Genomic DNA, 20,115 nt, shown 5'->3' on the forward strand with positions numbered 1-20,115 from the left:
CAGCTGCCTCACAGCTGCCTCACCGAGGGTACGCCGTGGCCCGGCCGGCCGCGGGTGCGCTGTCGTCTCCTTCGGCGGGCAGCCCGTGCCAGCTCGTGCCCGGCGTCAGACGCTCGCCCTTCATCACCAGGGACAGCGCACCGAGCCGGACACCGGCGCCCACCTGCGTGTCGTAGAGCACGACGGTCCGCGTACCGACGCTCGCGGCGGGACCGACGGTCACCGTGGACATCTTCATCACACGGTCCTCGAACAGGTGGGTCTGGAGGGAGACGAACATGCCGATCGAGGCGTCGTCGCCCACCTCGACGAGGTCGAACTCGGTGAGATACGTGGTGCCGATCCAGGTGCGCCGTCCGATGCGGGCACCGAGCCGGCGCAGCACCGGCGGCAGGAAGGGCGTCCCCACCAGGGCGCCCACGCCCGCGGGTACCGCCGCCGCTTCGAAGAGGCCGGTGACGAACTCCGTACGGCGCACGAACAGGCTCCACAGGGGTTCCACACGCGGCCGGTACCGTCCGGCGACGACCCACTTCGCCAGCACGCAGCAGCCGATGACGGCCAGCACCGCGCCGGCGGCGAACAGCGGCGACACGAGCGGCGGCACCCACGGCCCGGTGCGGCGGGCGGTGTCCGACAGGGCGAGCAGGTACAGCAAGGCCGCGGCCGCGAGCACCGACATGGGCAGGGTGGCGCGGAAGAACTCGATGGCCAGGCGGCCGAGTACGGCTTTGCGGGTGGGCCGGAACGTCTTCTCCTCCGGATAGGACCCGCTGTCCTGGCGCACCGGCAGCCGCAGGGCCGGTGAACCCAGCCAGGTGCTGCCGGCGGGCACGCGCTCCGGGGGTGGCACCGTGCCCACGCCGACGAGCGAGCCCGGGCCGAGCCGTGTCCCGGCCGGGACGAGCGCCGCGTTGCCCACGAAGGCGCGTTCGCCGATGTCGGTGGGTTCGAAGGCCATGCGCCCGGCGGCGAAGGTAGCGACGCCGACGCCGGCCATGTCGGCGACGAAGCTGCCGTCGCCGAGGGTGAGCAGGTCGGGATCGATGTGCGCCGCGGTGGAGATCTCGGCGCGCCGGCCGACACGGGCGCCGAGCAGCCGCAGCCACGGGACGGTGTAGAGGGTGGCGTAGAGCGAGTTGGTGAGGGTGAGGCTCTGCTCCAGCAGTTTGTCGGCGATCCACTTGCGCACGCCCAGCGCCGAGTGCGCCGGATGGATTCCGGGGGGTGTCCTCGGCAGGACCGCCCGCTTCCCGGCGGCGACGACCAGGCACACCGTGGCCACGAAGACCGGGCCGGACAGCATGATCGCAGCGAGACCGGCGAGCGTGCCACCGCTCGACCAGGCCCACCAGAGCAGGGCGGCACTCGGCACGGCCGCGGCGACCACGATGGACTCCAGCAGGACCAGACCGAGCACGACGGCGGCCAGTTGGCGGGGCCGCCAGCGATCCGCCTCGGTCCGGTCGCGCAGCATCGTCTCGACGAGCGGGGCGAGTGCCTCGACCGGGCGTGCGGGCGATCCGGCGCGGCGCGCTCCGGCCGGGACGGCCTTGCCCGGGCCCGACACGGACTGCTCACCGAGCGCGGACCCGGGGCCCAGGTAGGCGCCTGGTTCGAGGACCGCGTTGGCGCCGACGTACGCCCTCTCGCCGACGGTGATCGGGGCGATGGTGACCCATCCGTCGGCGACGTGCCAGGGGCGCAGCGTGGCACCGTAGCCGATCGTGGCGTCCCGGTCGACGCCCAGCAGCGTGGGCAGGCCGACGAAGCCGGTGGCGATGGTGGTGCGGGGGCCGACGCGGGCACCGAGGAGCCGCAGGTACGGGCCCATGAGCGGGGATCCGCTGAGTATCCGCAGCGGGCTGATCCCCAGCAGCAGCACGTCCAACAGCCACAGCCGCAGGTACGTCGCCCCCCAGAGTGGGTACCGGCCGGGCCGGATGCCCGCCGCCAGCGGCCGCGCGAGAAGGACGGGAACCAGCCAGCGTACGGCGAACCAGCCGGCCAGTACCGAGACGGCCGGCCCGACGGCCGCGCTGCCCGACACCCGTCCGTGAGTCAGCACGAAGGACGCGGCCACCGGACCGGTGAGCAGGAAGAGCAGTGCGTAGAAGGCCGTTGCCTGGAGGAGTCCGGCCCGCGCGATGCGGGCGCGGCCGTGCCGCAAGGGGGCGGGGCGGGGCTGCCGCGGCGCGCGGGAGGCGTCGGCCGCGGCGCGCAGCCGTGCCGCGAAGCCGGTCACGGTCGGGTTCTCGTACAGGTCACGCAGGGTGGGGCCGGGTCCGCCTGCCGGGTCGCGCAGCAGCGACACCGCGCGGGCGGCAAGCAGTGAGTGACCGCCGAGGTCGGTGAAGAAGTCGGCCTCCGCGGAGAGTTCGCCGGGGTCCATGCCGAGCGTCCGTGCCCAGGCGTCGCGCACTCTGGCCTCGAGCCGGTCTCGGACCGGCGCCACAGGGCCGGTGCCGGCGAGGCGGCGGCCGGTGGGTGCGGGCAGTTTCGTACGGTCCGTCTTGCCGCTGGGCATGACGGGCAGCCGATCGAGGAAGTCCAGCGTCGCGGGCACCATGTAGGCGGGCAGCGACCGGCGCAGGCGCCGGTGCAGCCGGGCGGCGAGATCGTCGTCGGGGACCGCGCCGTCCCCGACGGGTACGACGTAGGCGGCGAGAACACGGTCACCGTCGGGTCCGTCGCGCGGCGACACGGGGGTGGTGGCCGCCTGGGCCACGCCGGGGTCCTCCAGCAGTACGTTGTCGATCTCCTCCAGGGACACCCGGTAGCCGCGGATCTTCACCTCGGCGTCGGCCCGGCCGAGGTATTCGATCTCCCCGTCGTCGGTCATCCTGCCGAGGTCTCCGGTGCGGTACAGGCGGCCCGAGCCGGGCGCCAAGGGGTGCTGGACGAAGCGCTCCGCGGTCAGGTCGGGCCGTCCCGTGTAGCCGCGTGCGAGGCCCGGACCGCCCAGGCAGATCTCACCGACGGCGCCGTGCGGCACGGGCCGCAGCCGCTCGTCCAGGAGGACGGCGAAGCAGGTCGGCAGCGGGCGGCCGATGGTCACCGGACGCCCCGGCCGGAGTTCCTGCCAGGTGGCGGTGACGGTTGCCTCGGTCGGCCCGTAGGTGTTGAGGATGCGCCGTCCCGGCGTGCTCCACCGCTCGACGAGTGAGGCGGGGCACGCCTCGCCGCCGACGACGACCTCGCGGAGCCGCGGGAGGTCACGGGACATCGTCGCCAGCAGTGTCGGGACGCAGTACAGAGCGGTGACCTGGTGCTCATGAAGGAAGTCGGCGAGATCGTCGCCCAACTGTCCGGGGCCGACCGGTCCGGCGACGAGTGTGGCGCCGGCCGCCCAGGTGGGCCAGATCTCCTCGATGGAGAAGTCGAACGAGAGGGTCATGCCCTGGTACACGCGATCGTGCGACCGGATGCCGTAGACCGGTGCCACCACGCGCAGAAAGTTGCAGATGCTCGACTGCGCGATCTCCACGCCCTTCGGCCTGCCACTGGACCCCGAGGTGTACATCACGTATGCCAGCGGATCGTCCGCGCCCCCGGCCGCGACGGCGGGCCGTTCGGGCGGCAGGGCGGCGAGATCCGCGGCGCATGTGTCGACCTCGATCACCGGGCACGTCCGGCACCGCTCCGCCCAGGCGGCGCCGGACGCGAGCGCCGACGTGGTCAGCACCACGGCCGCGCCCGCATCGCCCAGGATGAAGGCGACCCGGTCCGGCGGCGCGGCCGGGTCGATCGGCACGAACGCCGCGCCCGCCTTGCACACGCCCAGCAGGCACACGTACATGTCCACGGACCGGGGCAGCACCAGGGCCGCGCGACTGCCCGGACCGATGCCGGCACGGTGCAGATGCCGGGCCACCCGATTGGCCCGCGTGTCGAGATCGGCGTAGGTCAGGAGCCGCGACCCGCATTCGAGGGCCGGGGCTGACGGAGTGCGGTCGCAGGCGTCGTCGAAGAAGCGGTTCAGCCGGTCACCGGTGCCCCCGGTCGCCGGGGCCGCACGGGCCCGGTGAGGAGAGACGGGTGGCGCTGCGGTGCGGGAAACCATGGGCTCCCCCTCTTCGATGCGAGAAGGACTCGCTTGCCCGGTGTCGAAAAGGACCCGGTCGTCCTCAGGACACCTCCAGCCTCGGTGACGCCTGCTGAGAAGACACTGAGAAGCCGGCCGGGGCCCGGCCCCGCGTGCCGTCCTGGTCATGTCCCGGGCGAGCCGGAAGTGGTGGTGACGGTGACGACCGCCGCCACCCCGTCGACACGAAGGGTGCCGGCGTCGCGGTCCGGGAACAGGACCGCGTCGAACCGGTCGAGGGTGACGCCGGACTCCTCGACGGCCACCGTGCCCGCCAAGGCGATCACGAGGAGGACCCCGGTCCGCGGGACGACGGAGAACCCCTGACGGGCCATGCGGACGTGCGCCGTCGCGCGGGTGCGCCGTGTCATCACGTTGAGATCGACGATGGGGCCGGAGAGCAGCCGGCAGTCGGTGACCGCGTCACCCGGAAAGGAGAAGGGCTCGTACGCGTCGGCGATGGTGTGCGAGGTACCGTCGACGTTCAGCTCCATCCCCGCCCCGTCCACGACGGTGATGATCCTGTCCACGCCCGCGAAGGAGGAGAACGGACCGCCGCGAGCGACGTCGGCGAGACTCACCCGCCAGACGAAGTCCTCCAGACCCGCGCCGGAGCCGTCGGCGGCGACCTCCCGGGTCAGACCGCCGCCGTTCTTCCAGCGCGTCGCCGGCCGGTCCTGTGCCCGGAGCACGCGTCCGCCCGTCGCGCCGCCCGCTCCTTCCGCCACGGTTTCCGCTCCTGTCGTCATGCCGTCCGCTCCTTGTCTCATGCCGTCCGGTCCTTCAGCGCGGCCTCGGTGAACACCCGGTACCCCGTGTCGGGCCGGTATCCGTGAATCTCACGCGTGTCGAGCGCGCCCATGTACCGCAGCACCGCCTCGTTGACGACTTGACCCGGCACGAGCACCGGGAAACCCGGAGGATACGGCGTGACGAAGGTGGCCGAGACGACCTCCCGCCCGCTCTCCATGGCCATGGCGACCTCGTCGGCCGTCAGGTACTCGACCTTGCTGTCGTCGTACGCCAGGAAGAACGCCTCGCGAAGGTCGCCCTCCGGCGTGTGGGCGCCCGGACGGAACGCGGTGTGGAACGCGCTGAAGTCCGGCAGCGCGGCGGACCCGGCCTGGAGGGCGGCGCGCCTGCGATCGTGGAGGGCACGCTCGCGGGGGCTCATCTCCTCGATGCTCTCCTCGAGTTCCTCGACGATCTTGACGAGGACCTCGATGAGGTAGGCGACGGCGCTGCGCGTGGTGCCGATGGTGGTCATGAACAGCAGCGTGTTGAGCGTGGTCTTGTTGACCTGGACGCCGTAACGGTCCATGAGCTGTTCGTGCTTGAAGGTGTCGCCGTCGATGCCCGTACGGCCGATGTGCAGGGTGGCCCGGGTCGGGTCGAGGACGAACTCGTCGTCCTCCCAGGCGGCCGCCATCTTCGCCAGTCCGGTGCGCAGCGGCTGGTCCGTGCCGGAGGAGCGGAACCGGCTCGGGATGAGTTCGGGGGTGGTGAGGAAGTGCAGGTAGCGGCTGAGCACCGGGTGCTGGTCGATCGCGTCCCGCAGGACGCCCGCCTGCTCCAGCTGCTTCTGCACCAGTTCGAAGCCCTCCAGCTCGGCCTGTCTGCGGCCGAGGTCGAGCGAGGCGAGGATCTGGTAGTTCGGCGACGTCGAGGTGTGCGTCATGTACGCCTCGTGGAACGTCTCGGCCGCCTTGTGCCGGAAGTCCTGGTCGAAGATGTGGATCATCGAGCCCTGGCGCAGTGACGTCAGGGTCTTGTGCGTCGACTGGGTGGCGTACACCCGGACGCGGACGGCGTCCGGGTCCGGCATCAGACGGGTGCCCAGCAGAGTCTCGTCGTCCGGGTCCTCGCCGAGGCTCTCCCGGTGCTCGGCGTACCGCTCGGCGTAGTCCGCGTCGCGGTAGCGGTCGGTCAGCTCGCGGGCGGCTGCCATGGCGGTGCGGCGGCGGTAGACGGGGTGGAAGCGGGCGAACGCGAACCAGGCCTCGTCCCAGAGGAAGGCGAGGTCCGGCTTGAGCGCCAGGCACTCCTCCATCACGCGGGAGGGGTTGTAGACGATCCCGTCGAAGGTGCAGTTGGTGAGCAGGAGGAGCTTGACGCGGTCCAGCAGGCCCTCGCGCCGCAGCATGAGCAGCTTCCGCTTGATCTCCTCGACGGGCACGGCGCCGTACATGCCGTACTGGTCCATCGGATAGGCGTCGAGGTAGACGACGTGGGCGCCGGCGAGCATCAGCCCGTAGTGGTGGGACTTGTGGCAGTTGCGGTCCACCAGCACGATGTCGCCCGGCCGGACCAGGGCCTGCACGACGACCTTGTTGGCGGTGGACGTGCCGTTGGTGACGAAGTACGTCTGCCGGGCGCCGAACGCACGGGCCGCGAGGTCCTGCGCCTCCCGCAGCGGTCCCGTGGGCTCCAGCAGCGAGTCCAGGCCGCCGGAGGTGGCGGAGGTCTCGGCGAGGAAGATGTTGAGCCCGTAGAAGCGGGCCATCTCCGGGATCCAGTGGGAGGAGACCACCGAGGTGCCGCGGGAGATGGGCAGGGCGTGGAAGACGCCCGTCGGGCGCCGGCTGTGCGCTCGGATGGCGGTGAAGAACGGTGCCGTGTAGCGCTCGCCGATGCCGTGCAGGATCGACAGGTGGAGCTCCAGAAGCCCTTCCCGGGCGTGGAAGACCCGCGCGAAGCCCCGGCCGAGCGTGCCGGCGGTCCGCTCGACGGCGCCTTCCGTCATCAGGTAGAGGTCCAGTTCCGGCCGCAGTTCCAGCAGCCGGGCGCCGAGGGCCTGGGCCCGGTGCTCGAACAGGTCCTCCTCCGGGAGGGCCTCGGCGGCGGTTCCCTCGAAGAACCGCCGCACCACGTGCAGGTCGTGCCGGGACCGGTTGGCGAACCGGTGGCGGATGACGACGGCCTGGAGGCTGGAGTTCACCAGCGACGCGATCACCGCGTCCTCGAAGCTGGGGGCGACGACGAGGTCGTAGACGAACTCGTCCTCGTCGCGGCGCAGGTGGCGCAGTTCCTCCCGCAGCGCCTGCTCCTCCGTCTCGTCGAGGTCTCCGACGACGAGTACCTCGAAGTACGGCTTGGCCGCGGGGTCGTGCACCGCGGGCGGCTCCTCGGCGGCCGGGTCCTCGGGGTGCGCCGGCGCCTGCGCGGCGTCTCGGTAGGTGTCCGTGCCAAGGGCCAGGTTCAGGTCGTCCGCGCGCTCCGCCAGCCGGTGCCGGTCTCCGGCCTCGTGGAGCCGGCGCAGCTCGTCGAGGCCCGCCCTGCCCGGAAAGGCCCAGCAGTTCTCGATCGGTGCCAGCAGCCGGAACATGTCCTCCAACTGCTCGGTCAGCTCCTTCGCACAGGTGCCGGCGCTCGGGTCGAGGCTCAGTCGACGCGTCAGTGCCGCCAGCGCGCTCCAGGCGTCGGCGCGCAGCTGCCGGACGCTGTTGTAGACACCTGCGGTCAGCAAATCGGTGGACCGGGTTGCCGCCTCGGTGGCGGAGTCACCCATCTCTGTTCCCTTCATACGGGGTTGGCGCGGACGGTTCGGACGGACAGTGAGGGGCGCCGGACGGGGCACCGCGTCTCCTTCGGCCCCCTGCTCAGGCAGGTCCGGGTGGGCGGCCGCCTGCCCGCCGGACGGCGGCGACGAGGCGGACGTCGGAGGCGCGGTGCACCTCGGCGACCGCGTCGGCGGGTGCCCCAGGGCGTCGACCGGTATCGCGGGCCGGTTCGGCAGTTCTGCCATGGGTTCCATAAAGCACCAGGTCAAGGCACCGGTGCTACGCCCATGGCGCGCAATTCGTCTCGTATCCCAGACGCCCTGCGGCGAGGCGGGATCAGGGTTTCGGGGCGGACGTACGCTCGCGATATGTCCACGGTCCCCGCCGCCGCACAAGTGCTCGCCGTCCTGCGCTACCTCGCCGCCCAGGCCGGTCCGGTGCCGGCCGCGGCCATCAGCCGCGACGTGGGGCTGCCCCGCTCGACGACCTATCACCTGCTCGACACCCTGGCCCGGGACGGCTTCGTCGTGCACCTGCCCGAGGAGCGGCGCTACGGGCTGGGGGTCAGCGCCTTCGAGCTCGGCTCCGGGTACAGCCGCCAGGCCCCGTTCCAGCGACTGGCGCGGGTCCCGCTGGCGCAGCTCGTGGACCGCACCGGCTACAACGCGCACCTGGCCGTCCTGCACGGCCGTGAGGTGATCTACGTCATCGAGGAGCGGCCGTCGGGACGCGCACCGCTGGTCACCGAGGTCGGCGTCCGGCTGCCCGCGCACCTCACCGCCAGCGGCCGGGCCGTGCTGGCGCGCCTCGCGCAGGCGCAGGTGCGCGCCCTGTTCCCCGACCCCTCGGCGTTCGTCCTGCGCCACGGGCTCGGGCCCACCTCGCTGTCCGCGCTCCGCAACCTCCTCGTGGAGGTACGGCGGCGCGGGTACGCGACGGAGGAGGGAGAGGTGACGCCGGGCTTCTCGTCCGTCGCCGCCCCCGTTCTCGATCACAGCGCCCACCCGATCGCGGGCGTGGCGGTCACCTTCCCGGCCGAGGAGGTGGATCCGGAGCAGCAGCAGCGGATCGCCGCGGAAGTGGCCAGGACCGCACGGGAACTGAGCCGTCGTATCGGCGGAGTTGCCGACGCACCGCGCCGCCCGGGGGACCACGCCCCGTCGTCGTGAGGCCTGGCCCGCGGGGCCGTGCAGGGTGGCGTGGAGCCTCGCGGGTCGGGCGGTGGAACCACTCCGGTCGGGGCGCAGAGGCTCATCGGTGGGAGAACGGCCGCGGCCCCGGCGCACCGCGAGCGGTGTGCCGGGGCCGTTGCCGGTTCCCTGTTCAGGCGGCCTCCGAGAGGCCGGCCCTTACTGCAGCCGGCCGGCCTGGGACTCGGCGGCGGCCAGGGCACGGCCGGAGGCCACGTACTGCACGGCCTCCTCGATCTCGGGGGCGAGCCAGCGGTCCGTGCCGGGGCCCTCGACGACCTCGCGCAGCCCGTCACGCACCGCGGCGGTGGCCGGAGCCGGCGTCAGCGGGGCGCGCAGGTCCAGGGCACGGGCGGCGGTGTAGAGCTCCACGGCGAGGACGCGGGTGAGCCCGTCGATGGCGCGGCGCAGCTTGCGGGCGGCGGACCAGCCCATCGAGACGTGGTCCTCCTGCATGGCGCTGGAGGGGATGGAGTCGACGGAGGCCGGTCCGGCCAGGCGCTTGAGCTCGGAGACGATCGCGGCCTGGGTGTACTGGGCGATCATGTGGCCGGAGTCGACGCCCGGGTCGTCGGCGAGGAACGCGTTCAGGCCGTGGTTGCGGGCCACGTCCAGGAACCGGTCCGTACGACGCTCGGCGACGGAGGCGATGTCGGCGACCGAGATGGCCAGGAAGTCCAGGACGCAGGCCACGGGCGCGCCGTGGAAGTTGCCGTTGGACTCCACCCGTCCGTCGAGCGTGACGACCGGGTTGTCCACCGCACTGGCCAGCTCGCGGGAGGCGACCAGCTCGGCGTGGGCGAGGGTGTCGCGGGCGGCCCCGTGGACCTGCGGGGAGCAGCGCAGCGAGTACGCGTCCTGGACGCGGGTGCACTCGGGGCCGCGGTGGCTGGCGACGATGCCCGAACCGGCGAGCAGCGCGGTCAGGTTGGCGGCGCTGCTGGCCTGGCCCGGGTGCGGGCGCAGCGCCTGGAGGTCGGCGGCGAAGACGGCGTCGGTGCCCAGCTGGCCCTCGACGCTCATGGCCGCGGAGATGTCGGCGGTGCGCAGCAGCATCCGCAGGTCGTGGCAGGCCAGGACGAGCATGCCGAGCATGCCGTCGGTGCCGTTGATGAGGGCCAGGCCCTCCTTCTCCTGCAGGACGACCGGGGTGATGCCGGCGGCGGCGAGCGCCTCGGCGGCCGGCTTGAGCTCGCCCTGGGCGTCGCGGACCCGGCCCTCGCCCATGATCGCGAGGGCGCAGTGGGCGAGGGGGGCCAGGTCGCCGGAGCAGCCGAGGGAGCCGTACTCGTGCACGACGGGGGTGATCCCGGCGTTGAGGAGGTCGGCGTAGGCCTGGGCGGTCTCGACGCGGACGCCGGTGCGGCCGGTGGCGAGGGTGGACAGGCGCAGCAGCATCAGCGCGCGGATGACCTCGCGCTCGACCTCGGGGCCGGAGCCGGCGGCGTGCGAACGCACCAGGCTGCGCTGGAGCTGGGTGCGCAGCTCGGTGGGGATGTGGCGCGTGGCCAGGGCGCCGAAACCGGTGGACACACCGTAGTGCGGCACCACGTCGTCGGCCAGACCCTCGATCACTTCGCGACTGCGAGCGATCTCCTTGAGGGCCTCCTCCGCGAGGACCACGGGCGCGCCGTGACGGGCGACGAGAACAACGTCGTCGGCGGAAAGGGGGCCGACATTCACAACAACAGTCATAAATCTATGAAGTCCCATGTCAGAGCGGCTTCGCGAGGCGCTGACGGCACTCATTGTCTGGTATCCCAGACGTTGCGCTCCGGGCGGTACGAAAACACCGATGGGGTCCGCCCGGCCGGACGGACCCCATCGGTGTTCGAGGGTGGCGCGCGGTTACCCCTCTGCAACTATCCCTGAGCTGCCGGGACGGGTTCCTCCGCCGCCTGGTCGGAGGCCTCGGCGAGGTCCGCACGGCCACCGCGCGGGCGGCCCCACAGGAAGTACACGCCCGACAGGAGTGCCAGCCAGACGGCGCCGACGATCAGCGCGACACGGGTGCTGTCCGAGAAGGCGAGGAGCCCGAGCACGCCGACCATGAAGGCGATCGCGATGAACTGGCCGTAGGGCCAGAACGGAGCCGGGTACTTGAGGGCGGCCTGCTCCTCGGGAGACATCTTGCGGCGGGCGGCGACCTGCGCCAGCAGGATCATCATCCAGACCCAGACCGTCGCGAAGGTCGCGATCGAGGCGATGATGACGAAGACGTTCTCCGGCATCAGGTAGTTCAGCACGACGCCGAGGAGCAGCGCGCCCATCATGATGACCACGGTCATCCACGGCGCACCGTTGCGGGAGAGCCGGCGCAGGGTCGCGGGAGCCTGGCCGCGCTCGGCCATGCCGTACATGATGCGGCCGGCGGCGAAGATGTCGCTGTTGATCGCGGACAGGGCCGCGGTGATGACCACCAGGTTCAGCACGGTCGCCGCGGACTTGATGCCGAGGCCGACGAAGATCTGGACGAACGGGCTGCCCGCGGAGTCGACGTTCTGCCAGGGATTGAGCGACATGATCACCGCGATGGTCAGCACGTAGAACAGCACGATGCGCAGGGGGATCGTGTTGACCGCGCTCGGGATCGTCTTCTCCGGGTCCTGGGCCTCTCCGGCGGTGACGCCGATGATCTCGGTGCCGCCGAAGGCGAACATCACCACGGCCAGGGACATGATGACGCCGTGGGCTCCGTGCGGGAAGAACCCGCCGTTGTTCCAGAGGTTCGACACCCCGACGTGGGCGCTGCCGGTGTGGATGCCGAAGACGAGGATCGCCACACCGGCGATGATCATCGCGATGATGGCGACGATCTTCACGAGGGAGAGCCAGAACTCCAGCTCACCGAAGACCTTGACGCTGAACAGGTTCATCACGCCGACGACGCCCACGACCGCCAGCACCCAGATCCAGCGCGGTACGTCGGGGAACCAGAAGCCCATGTACACGCCGAACGCGGTGACATCGGCCAGACAGACGATGACCAGCTCGAAGGCGTAGGTCCATCCGGTCGCGAACCCGGCCAGCGGGCCGAGATACTTGGTGGCGTACTCACCGAACGATCCCGCGCACGGGTCGCTCACGGCCATCTCGCCGAGGGACCGCAGGACCAGGAAGACGGCCGCTCCGCCGATCAGATAGGCCAGGAGGACCGCGGGACCGGCAGCCTTGATGGATTCGGATGATCCATAGAAGAGCCCTGTCCCGATCGCTGAGCCCAGCGCAAGGAAGCGGATGTGCCGGGACTTGAGTCCCCTGGTCAAGGTCATCGCCGTGTCCTTGGTCAACGTAGTGCTCCTTGGGGACGGGAGGTGTCCCGGACGGGTGAGAAGTGGGTTAGGGGTGCCCCCAGCGGCGACGGCCGCCGCGCCCACAGAACGATCGAAGGCCTTGTATATTCCTGTATATACAGGCGCGTCAATAGGTGGACCCATGAGCGAACACGAGACGACATCGAGCAGCACATCTCCCGCGGTCGGGCGCGCGCTGGACATCCTGCTGCACCTCGCCAGCCGTTCGGGCCCGGTACAGGCGGGCGCGCTGGCCCGGGATCTCGGCATCCCGCGATCGTCCGCGTACCACATCCTCTCGGTGCTGGCCGACCGGGGATTCGTCACCTACGTCCCGAAGGAGCAGGCGTACGGACTCGGGGTCTCGTCCTTCGAGATCGGCTCGGCCTACCTGCGGCACGAACCGCTGGAGCGGCTCGCACGCCCGATCCTGCGCGGCGTGACCCATCGGCTCGGCCAGACGGTCCACCTGGGCATCCTGTACGGTGCGGAGACGGTCTACCTGCTCAAGGAGCGTCCGCCCACCGGTCAGGGATCCGACGTCGACGTGGCCCTCGTCACCGACATCGGCGTCCGGCTGCCGGCGCACCTGACGGCCAGCGGCCGTTCGATCCTCGCCCATGCCGGCGAGGCGCAGCTGCGGGCCCTCTTCCCGCGGCCGGGCTCCCTTGTCACCCGCACCGGCAAGGGGCCGCGCTCACTGTCCGAGCTGCGCACCCTGCTGGAGCGGGACCGCGAGCGCGGCTGGTCGGAGGAGATCGAGCTGGTCTCCGAGGGGCTGCGCTCGATCGGCGTGGCCGCGTTCGACCACAACGAGCGCCCCGTGGCGGCGTTCAGCAGCACGTGGAGCCGGCACTACAGCCGGCACGACGCCGACCATGTGCGGGAGGTCCTGCAGCAGGAGGCGGCACGCCTGACGGCCGCGGTCTCCGGCCGCGCCCCCTCGGGTCCGTCGGGCGGCCGAGGGGCGCAGGGCCAAGTTCTCGGGGACGGATCCTCCGCGCACGCGGCATGACCCGTCGCCGCAGTGGCAAGCCCTTTGCCGTATCGGCATGACCCGTCGCCGCAGTGGCAGGCCCTTTGCCGTATCGGCATGACCCGTCGCCGCAGCGGCGTGCCTCTTTGCGGTACGTGAGCCGTGCGGCTCGCGGTCAGTGCGTGCCGAACGTGCCCTCGAGGCGGTAGCGGGAACCGGGGTGCAGCAGCCGCGCGATGCTCACGAGTGCGTCCTGCGACCAGGTGCGGCGCTGGATGAGCAGGCACGGCTCCGACGCCTCGATGCCGAGGATCGCGCACTCCTCCACTGACGGAAGCACCGCCTCCACGATGTGCTCCCCCTTACCGAGCGGCGCGACCTCGGAGAGGAACGTGAACGGCGTGCGCAGAGTGAAGTCCTGCTCCAGGTAGCCGGGGGCGAAGTCCGGGTTGACGTACCTGTCCTCCAGTTGGATCGCCACGTCGTCCTCGAAGTGCACCACCCGCGACCGGAAGACGGCCTGCCGCTCGCCGAGGCCGAGTTGGCCGCGCACCTTCGGCCCCGCCTCCTCCTCGCAGAGCGCCAGCACCCGTGCGTGATAGCGGTGCCCGCGCCGGCGGACCTCGTCGGCGATGTTGTGCACCTCGACCAGGCCGGAACTGCCCTTGTTCAGGGCCACGAACGTACCCACACCCATGACGCGCCGCAGCAGGCCCCGCGCGGTCAGCTCGCGCAGCGCGCGGTTGATGGTCATGCGGGACAGGCCGAGCGACTCGACAAACTGGTTCTCCGACGGCAGGGCGTCGCCCTGGCGCCAGCGACCGCTGGTGATCTGCTCGGTCACGAGGTCCTTCACCCGCTGGTATGCGGGAGCCGACGTCGCGGTCCGCTCCTCGTACAGACGGGCAAGGTCCGCACCGCTCACGACCACGCCGTTCACCATCCTCGTCACCCTCGCTCCCCCCATGCCCGTCGGGCGGGCTCTCGTCGAAAAAATTCTAGGGGGTGTCGTTCGGCCGGGATGATCCGAACGACACCCCCTGCGGGAGACGCCTTCCCCAGGGTCTGCCCGGCCGGTTCCGGACCGATGTCCCGCGGTCCGCGCATCCGGTTTCGCACGTCCGGTTTCTCGGATCCGAGAAATCCGGTCGACGCCACTCGCCACCCTTGCGCCCGTCACGTGTCATGGGCGCACGGAACAAGGTTCGACATCCCCATTCATTCGACATCCCCATTCAGGAGGCATCAGCATGGCCGGCGTTTCCCCAGAGGCCCGTAGCATCCGCGCCCCCCGCGGCACCGAACTGAACTGCCTCGGCTGGCAGCAGGAAGGCGCCCTGCGGATGCTCATGAACAACCTCGACGCCGAGGTTGCCGAGCACCCGGAGGAGCTGGTCGTCTACGGCGGGACCGGCAAGGCCGCCCGTAACTGGGCCTCCTACGACGCCATCGTGCGCACCCTCAAGACGCTCAAGAACGACGAGACGCTCCTCGTCCAGTCCGGCAAGCCGGTCGGCGTCATGCGCACCCACGAGTGGGCGCCGCGTGTGCTCCTCGCCAACTCCAACCTGGTCGGCGACTGGGCGAACTGGGAGGAGTTCCGGTCCCTGGAGGAGCAGGGCCTGACCATGTACGGCCAGATGACCGCCGGTTCCTGGATCTACATCGGCAGCCAGGGCATCCTCCAGGGCACCTACGAGACCTTCGGCGCCGTCGCCCGCAAGAAGTTCAACGGCACGCTCGCCGGCACCATCACCCTCACCGCCGGCGTCGGCGGCATGGGCGGCGCCCAGCCGCTCGCCGTGACGATGAACGACGGCGTCGCCATCTGCGTCGACGTCGACCCCACCCGCATCGAGCGCCGTATCGCCCACCGCTACCTCGACGTCGCGGCGGACAACCTGGACCACGCGCTCCAACTCGCCATCGAGGCCCGGGACGCCCGCAAGCCGCTGTCCATCGGCCTCACCGGCAACGCCGCGGAGATCTTCCCGAAGCTGCTGGAGATGGGCGCGCCCATCGACATCGTGACCGACCAGACCTCGGCGCACGACCCGCTGTCCTACCTCCCTGTCGGCGTGAGCGTCGAGGAGTGGCACGAGCAGGCCCGCAAGGACCCGGCCGACTTCACCGAGCGCTCCCGCAAGTCCATGGCCAAGCACGTCGAGGCGATGGTCGGCTTCCTCGACAAGGGTGCCGAGGTCTTCGACTACGGCAACTCCATCCGCGACGAGGCCCGCAAGGCCGGCTACCAGCGCGCGTTCGACTTCCCCGGCTTCGTCCCGGCGCACATCCGCCCGCTGTTCGAGGAGGGCCTCGGCCCGTTCCGCTGGGCCGCCCTGTCCGGCGACCCCAAGGACATCGCGGCCACGGACAAGGCCATCATGGAGCTGTTCCCGGAGAACGAGCACCTGCACCGCTGGATCAAGATGGCCGGCGAGCGCGTGGCCTTCGAGGGTCTGCCCGCCCGCATCTGCTGGCTCGGCTACGGCGAGCGCCACCGCGCCGGCCTGAAGTTCAACGAGATGGTCGCCTCCGGCGAGCTGTCCGCTCCGATCGCCATCGGCCGTGACCACCTGGACTCCGGCTCCGTCGCCTCGCCGTACCGCGAGACCGAGTCGATGCTCGACGGTTCGGACGCCATCGCCGACTGGCCGCTGCTCAACGCCCTGGTGAACACCTCCTCCGGCGCGTCCTGGGTCTCCATCCACCACGGTGGCGGCGTCGGCATGGGCCGCTCGATCCACGCCGGCCAGGTCTGCATCGCCGACGGCACCGAACTCGCCGCCGAGAAGCTCTCCCGCGTGCTGACCAACGACCCCGGCATGGGCGTCATCCGCCACGTGGACGCGGGCTACGAGTACGCCACCTCGGTGGCTCAGCAGCGCGGAGTGCGCGTCCCGATGGCCGAGGGCGACACGGAATGAGCACGGACAACCCTGTGCTGCCTGCCGGCACCGGGACGGTGACGGCAGATGTGGCGCCCGAGCCCTGGACGGGCCGGGACGACGGGCCGGGGGCCGACAACCTGCGCTGGCACCACGTGGTCGGCCTCGAACCCCAGGACACCGGACCGGGGGACGTCGCGTTCGTCGGCTTCCGCAGCGACGAGGGAGTCCGGCGGAACAAGGGCCGTCAGGGTGCGGCCGACGGCCCGCGCGCGCTGCGCGCCGCCCTCGCGTCCATGGCGCTGCCGACGCCGGTGCGGGCGCTGGACGCCGGCGACATCGAGGTGGCCGACGGGGACCTGGAGAACGGGCAGCACCGCCTGGGCCGGGCACTCACCTCGCTCGTCGACCGCGGCCACCCCGTGGTGGTGCTCGGCGGCGGCCACGAGGTCGCCTACGGCAGCTACCTGGGGCTGGCCGGGACCCGCGCCCTGCGCGAGGGCGCTCGTCTCGGGGTGCTGAACCTCGACGCGCACTTCGACCTGCGCGACGACGTCCGGCCCAGCTCCGGCACACCGTTCCTCCAGATGGCACACGGCGAGGAGCAGCGCGGACAGCGGCTGAACTACTGGGTGCTCGGAGTGAGCCAGCCGAGCAACACCACCCGTCTCTTCCAGACCGCGGACAGGCTCGGGGTGCGGTACCTGCTCGACACCGAGTGCGGCCTGCCCGACCTGCAGCGCGTCGACGCGTTCATCGAGGAGTTCCTCGCGAGCTGCGACGTCGTGCACCTCAGCATCGACCTCGACGTGCTCCCCGCCAGCGCGGCTCCGGGGGTGAGTGCCCCCGCCGCGTACGGGGTGCGGATGGAGGTCGTCGAGCACGTCTGCGCCGCGGTGGCGGCAAGCGGGAAGCTGGCCGTCTGCGACGTCGCCGAGCTGAATCCGGACCTCGACGCCGACAACCGTACGGCGCGGGCCGGCGCCCGGCTGGTCCACCGCATCCTGACCACCAGGAGCGCGACGGCCCGCCGGGCGGCGTGACCGGGAACGGATGGCAGACAACGGGCCGGGAGCGGGGCAGCACGCCGGATTTCCCGCGCCCGTTGCCACCCACCGAGCTGGTCGCCAGGCTGTGAGAGCAAGGACAGCCGCAGCCTGGCGGCCTCCCATCGACGCACAGGTGGTCGTCGCACACCACCACGTACCCAGATGTCGGCAGGAAAGGGTCACCAGGCGCACAGGCACAGAATGCTGACATGACTCGTTTTTTCAGTCGATCAGGGGATGGAGCCGGGAAAGATACTCGGATCCGGCTCGACGCCCCGCATCCGTCGGCGGGAAGGCGTCCCGGCTCCCTGCTGCGTTGGCGCAGTGTCGCCGGTCAGGTCCTGGTACTGCAGCTGGCGCTCGTAGTGCTGCTGATCGCTGCGGCATTGGTGACGCTGGTGCTGCAGGCCCGAAGTCAAAGCACAGCCGACGCTCGCCAACGGTCGCTCGCCCTCGCCGAGGCGTTCGCGAACTCCCCGGGAATGGTGACCGCGCTGAAGAGTCATGATCCGACCGCGGTGCTGCAGCCACGTGCGGAAGAGGTCCGTAAGAGGTCCAGTGTGGACGCCGTCGTGGTGTACAACGCGAAAGGGATCCGCTACACCCACCCCGACCCGAGCCTCATCGGGAAGCACATCATCGGCCCTGAAGGCTTTGTGAAGGCGGAGTTGGCCGGAAGGAGCCAAACGGCGAGCTTCACCGCGACCCAGGGGCCTTCCGTCCTCTCGGACGCCCCCGTTTTCGACACCGATGGCTCCTTCCTCGGCGGGGTGTCGGTCGCGATCACGGTCCAGAACGTGAATGCCGTGGTGGAGCGCCAGCTGCCCGTCCTGTTCAGCTCCGCGGGTGCTGCGCTGGCCCTGTCCGCGGGTGGAGCGACGCTGGTGAGCAGGCGGCTGCGGCGGCAGACTCATGGCCTGGGTCCTGCCGAGATGACGCGCATGTACGAGCACCACGATGCGGTGCTCCACGCCATCCGGGAGGGCGTCGTCATCATCGGGGGCGACGGGCGACTTCTGCTGGCGAATGACGAGGCCCGCCACCTGCTCGAGCTGTCCGCCGACGCGGAGGGGCGCCACGTCACGGAGCTCGGCCTGGACCCGGGGACCGCCGAACTGCTGGCCTCGGATCGCCTGGTCAGCGACGAGGTCCATCTGGCCGCGGACCGCCTGCTGGCTGTCAGTACTCGGCCCACGGCACCTTATGGAGGCCGGACCGGGAGCGTCGCGACGCTTCGCGACACCACCGAGTTGCGCGCGCTCGTCGGCAAGGCCGAGGTGGCACGGGAGCGTCTGAAGCTCCTGTACGACGCCAGCGTGCGGATCGGCACCACCCTGGACGTGACACGGACCGCCGAGGAACTGACAGAGCTGGCGGCTCCGCGCTTCGCCGACACGGTCACCGTCGATCTGGCAGAGCCCGTCCTCCGAGGCGACGAACCAGTGAGCGGCGAACTCGAGCTGCGCCGTACGGCCGTCGGCGGAGCGCACCGGGACGAGTCGGTCTTCGCGCTGGGCGAGCTGATCCGTTGTCCCGGGTCCACACCACACGCCCGGGCCCTCGAGACGGGGAAGGGGGGCCTCGAGCCAGACCTGCGCAACTCCCCCACGTGGCGGACGCAGGAGCCGGATCTGCTCCGGCGCTTGCTCGACCACGGGATACACGGTCTCGTCACCGTCCCGCTGCACGCCCGCGGCGTCGCCCTGGGCCTGGCCACCTTCTACCGCTCAGAGCATCCCGAGCCGTTCGAGGAGGACGATCTGGCCGTCGCCGAGGAACTGGTCGCCCGCGCGGCGGTGTGCATCGACAACGCCCGCCGCTACACCCGCGAGCACACCATGGCCGTCACCCTGCAGCGCAGCCTGCTGCCCCGCGATCTGCCCGAGCAGGAGGCGGTGGAGGTGGCGCATCGCTATCTGCCCGCGCAGGCTGGGGTCCGCGGCGACTGGTTCGACGTCATCCCGCTGCCAGGAGCCCGGGTGGCTTTGGTGGTCGGGGACGTCGTCGGGCACGGGCTGCACGCCGCCGCCACTATGGGACGGCTGCGCACCGCGGTCCACAACTTCTCCGCCCTGGACCTGCCTCCCGACGAGCTCTTGGCACACCTGGATGATCTGGTCACCCGGACCGACCTCGCCCAGGCGGCCGAGGACGAGGGTGAATCCGTCACCGGAGCCACCTGCCTGTACGCCGTCTACGACCCGGTCTCCGGCCACTGCACCCTGGCTCGGGCCGGCCATCCCGGCCCTGCCCTCGTCCGCCCCGACGGCACGGTGGTCTTCCCCGACGTGCCTGCTTCGCCACCTCTGGGCGTGGGCCGTCTGCCCATCGAGACCTCCGAACTGGAACTGGCCGAGGGAAGCCGACTCGTGCTCTACACCAACGGACTGGTCGAAAGCCGCGACCTCGATATCGGCACCGGTCTGGATCTTCTGCGCACAGCCCTGTCCGAGGCGGCGGCGACCTCACCGGAGGAAACCTGCCAGGCGATGTTGGCCACCATGCTGCCGGCGCACCCCAGCGATGACATCGCGTTGCTGGTGGCCCGTACCCGTCTGCTGGATCCCGCGCAGGTCGCTGACTGGGAGGTACCGCTCGACCCCGCTGCCGTGGCCCACCTCCGGGCGGCATGCACCCGGCAACTGGAGGAGTGGGGGCTGGACGAGGTCAGCTTCACCACAGAGCTGATCCTCAGCGAACTGGTCACCAACGCCATCCGCTACGGTGCCGAGCCGGTCCGGGTGCGGCTGTTGCACGACCGAGCCCTGATCTGCGAGGTCTCCGACGGCAGTAGCACCTCCCCGCACCTCCGCCGGGCGGCCACGACGGACGAGGGCGGGCGCGGACTCTTCCTGGTCTCCCGGTTCGCCCAGCGCTGGGGCACGAGGCACACGCCCCGCGGCAAGGTCATCTGGGCCGAGCAGTCGCTGGCCGACGAGCAGCGGGAGGTACCTGTGCCGCTACTGGACGACCTGCCCTGGTGACAGACCCCGGCCGCCGGGGCGTACCGCGTCCGTCGTGCGGTGACGGTCGTGTCGTACGGCAGGGATCGGTTGATGATCACAGCCTCAGCCGTGCGGGATCTGAGTACCGGCCTGAGTACGCGCGCCCATGTTCCGCGGCATGGCGCGCGCC

Annotated in this window: 11 protein-coding genes; 5 read left to right on the forward strand and 6 right to left on the reverse strand. The window is 71.2% G+C overall.

The features are described from left to right. Window positions 1-19 precede the first annotated feature (19 nt). The 3 genes from ACWEK3_RS07425 to ACWEK3_RS07435 all read right to left on the reverse strand — a co-directional run bounded on the left by ACWEK3_RS07425 (window position 20) and on the right by ACWEK3_RS07435 (window position 7,592). Complete coding sequence (locus ACWEK3_RS07425; protein ID WP_453249151.1) at window positions 20-4,063, reverse strand: Pls/PosA family non-ribosomal peptide synthetase; 4,044 nt, start codon at window positions 4,061-4,063, stop codon at window positions 20-22. 146 nt (window positions 4,064-4,209) lie between these two features. After that, the gene (locus ACWEK3_RS07430; RefSeq protein WP_450545713.1) at window positions 4,210-4,833 is read right to left on the reverse strand and encodes a HutD/Ves family protein; all 624 of its coding nucleotides are present in this window, start codon (window positions 4,831-4,833) and stop codon (window positions 4,210-4,212) included. Between the two features lie 17 nt (window positions 4,834-4,850). After that, a complete protein-coding gene (locus tag ACWEK3_RS07435) occupies window positions 4,851-7,592 on the reverse strand; it encodes an aminotransferase class I/II-fold pyridoxal phosphate-dependent enzyme (protein WP_450545715.1) in 2,742 nt (913 codons plus the stop codon). Window positions 7,593-7,952: 360 nt separating this feature from the next. Between ACWEK3_RS07435 and ACWEK3_RS07440 the strand changes: the two genes are divergently transcribed. Next, window positions 7,953-8,753: an IclR family transcriptional regulator gene (locus tag ACWEK3_RS07440; RefSeq protein ID WP_450545717.1), complete on the forward strand. Its 801-nt coding sequence runs from the start codon at window positions 7,953-7,955 to the stop codon at window positions 8,751-8,753. A gap of 180 nt (window positions 8,754-8,933) precedes the next feature. Here the strand turns inward: ACWEK3_RS07440 and hutH are convergent, their stop codons facing one another. Both hutH and ACWEK3_RS07450 read right to left on the reverse strand, forming a co-directional pair. Next, window positions 8,934-10,469 (reverse strand): histidine ammonia-lyase, encoded by a 1,536-nt coding sequence (gene hutH, locus ACWEK3_RS07445; protein WP_453249152.1) that lies wholly within the window; start codon window positions 10,467-10,469, stop codon window positions 8,934-8,936. Between the two features lie 167 nt (window positions 10,470-10,636). After that, on the reverse strand, window positions 10,637-12,046 hold the full coding sequence (locus ACWEK3_RS07450) for an amino acid permease (RefSeq protein ID WP_453249153.1): 1,410 nt from the start codon (window positions 12,044-12,046) through the stop codon (window positions 10,637-10,639). Between the two features lie 163 nt (window positions 12,047-12,209). On the opposite strand from ACWEK3_RS07450, the gene ACWEK3_RS07455 reads away from it, so the two are divergent. Further along, window positions 12,210-13,082, forward strand: coding sequence for an IclR family transcriptional regulator (locus ACWEK3_RS07455; RefSeq protein WP_453249154.1), 873 nt, complete (start codon window positions 12,210-12,212; stop codon window positions 13,080-13,082). 136 nt (window positions 13,083-13,218) lie between these two features. Here ACWEK3_RS07455 and hutC read toward each other — a convergent pair whose 3' ends face one another. Beyond that, entirely contained in the window at window positions 13,219-13,986 is a 768-nt protein-coding gene (gene hutC, locus ACWEK3_RS07460) for a histidine utilization repressor (protein ID WP_453249185.1), read from the reverse strand. A gap of 307 nt (window positions 13,987-14,293) precedes the next feature. Here hutC and hutU point away from each other — a divergent pair, with 307 nt between their 5' ends. From hutU to ACWEK3_RS07475, 3 genes are all read left to right on the forward strand, one after another. Then, window positions 14,294-15,970 (forward strand): urocanate hydratase, encoded by a 1,677-nt coding sequence (hutU, locus tag ACWEK3_RS07465; protein WP_453249155.1) that lies wholly within the window; start codon window positions 14,294-14,296, stop codon window positions 15,968-15,970. Further along, a complete protein-coding gene (hutG, locus tag ACWEK3_RS07470) occupies window positions 15,967-16,974 on the forward strand; it encodes a formimidoylglutamase (protein ID WP_450546822.1) in 1,008 nt (335 codons plus the stop codon). Before hutU ends, hutG begins: the two co-directional genes overlap by 4 nt. Window positions 16,975-17,189: 215 nt before the next feature. After that, a complete protein-coding gene (locus ACWEK3_RS07475; RefSeq protein WP_453249156.1) occupies window positions 17,190-19,964 on the forward strand; it encodes a SpoIIE family protein phosphatase in 2,775 nt (924 codons plus the stop codon). Window positions 19,965-20,115: the final 151 nt, after the last annotated feature.

This window comes from Streptomyces sp. NPDC004721, assembly GCF_053601495.1.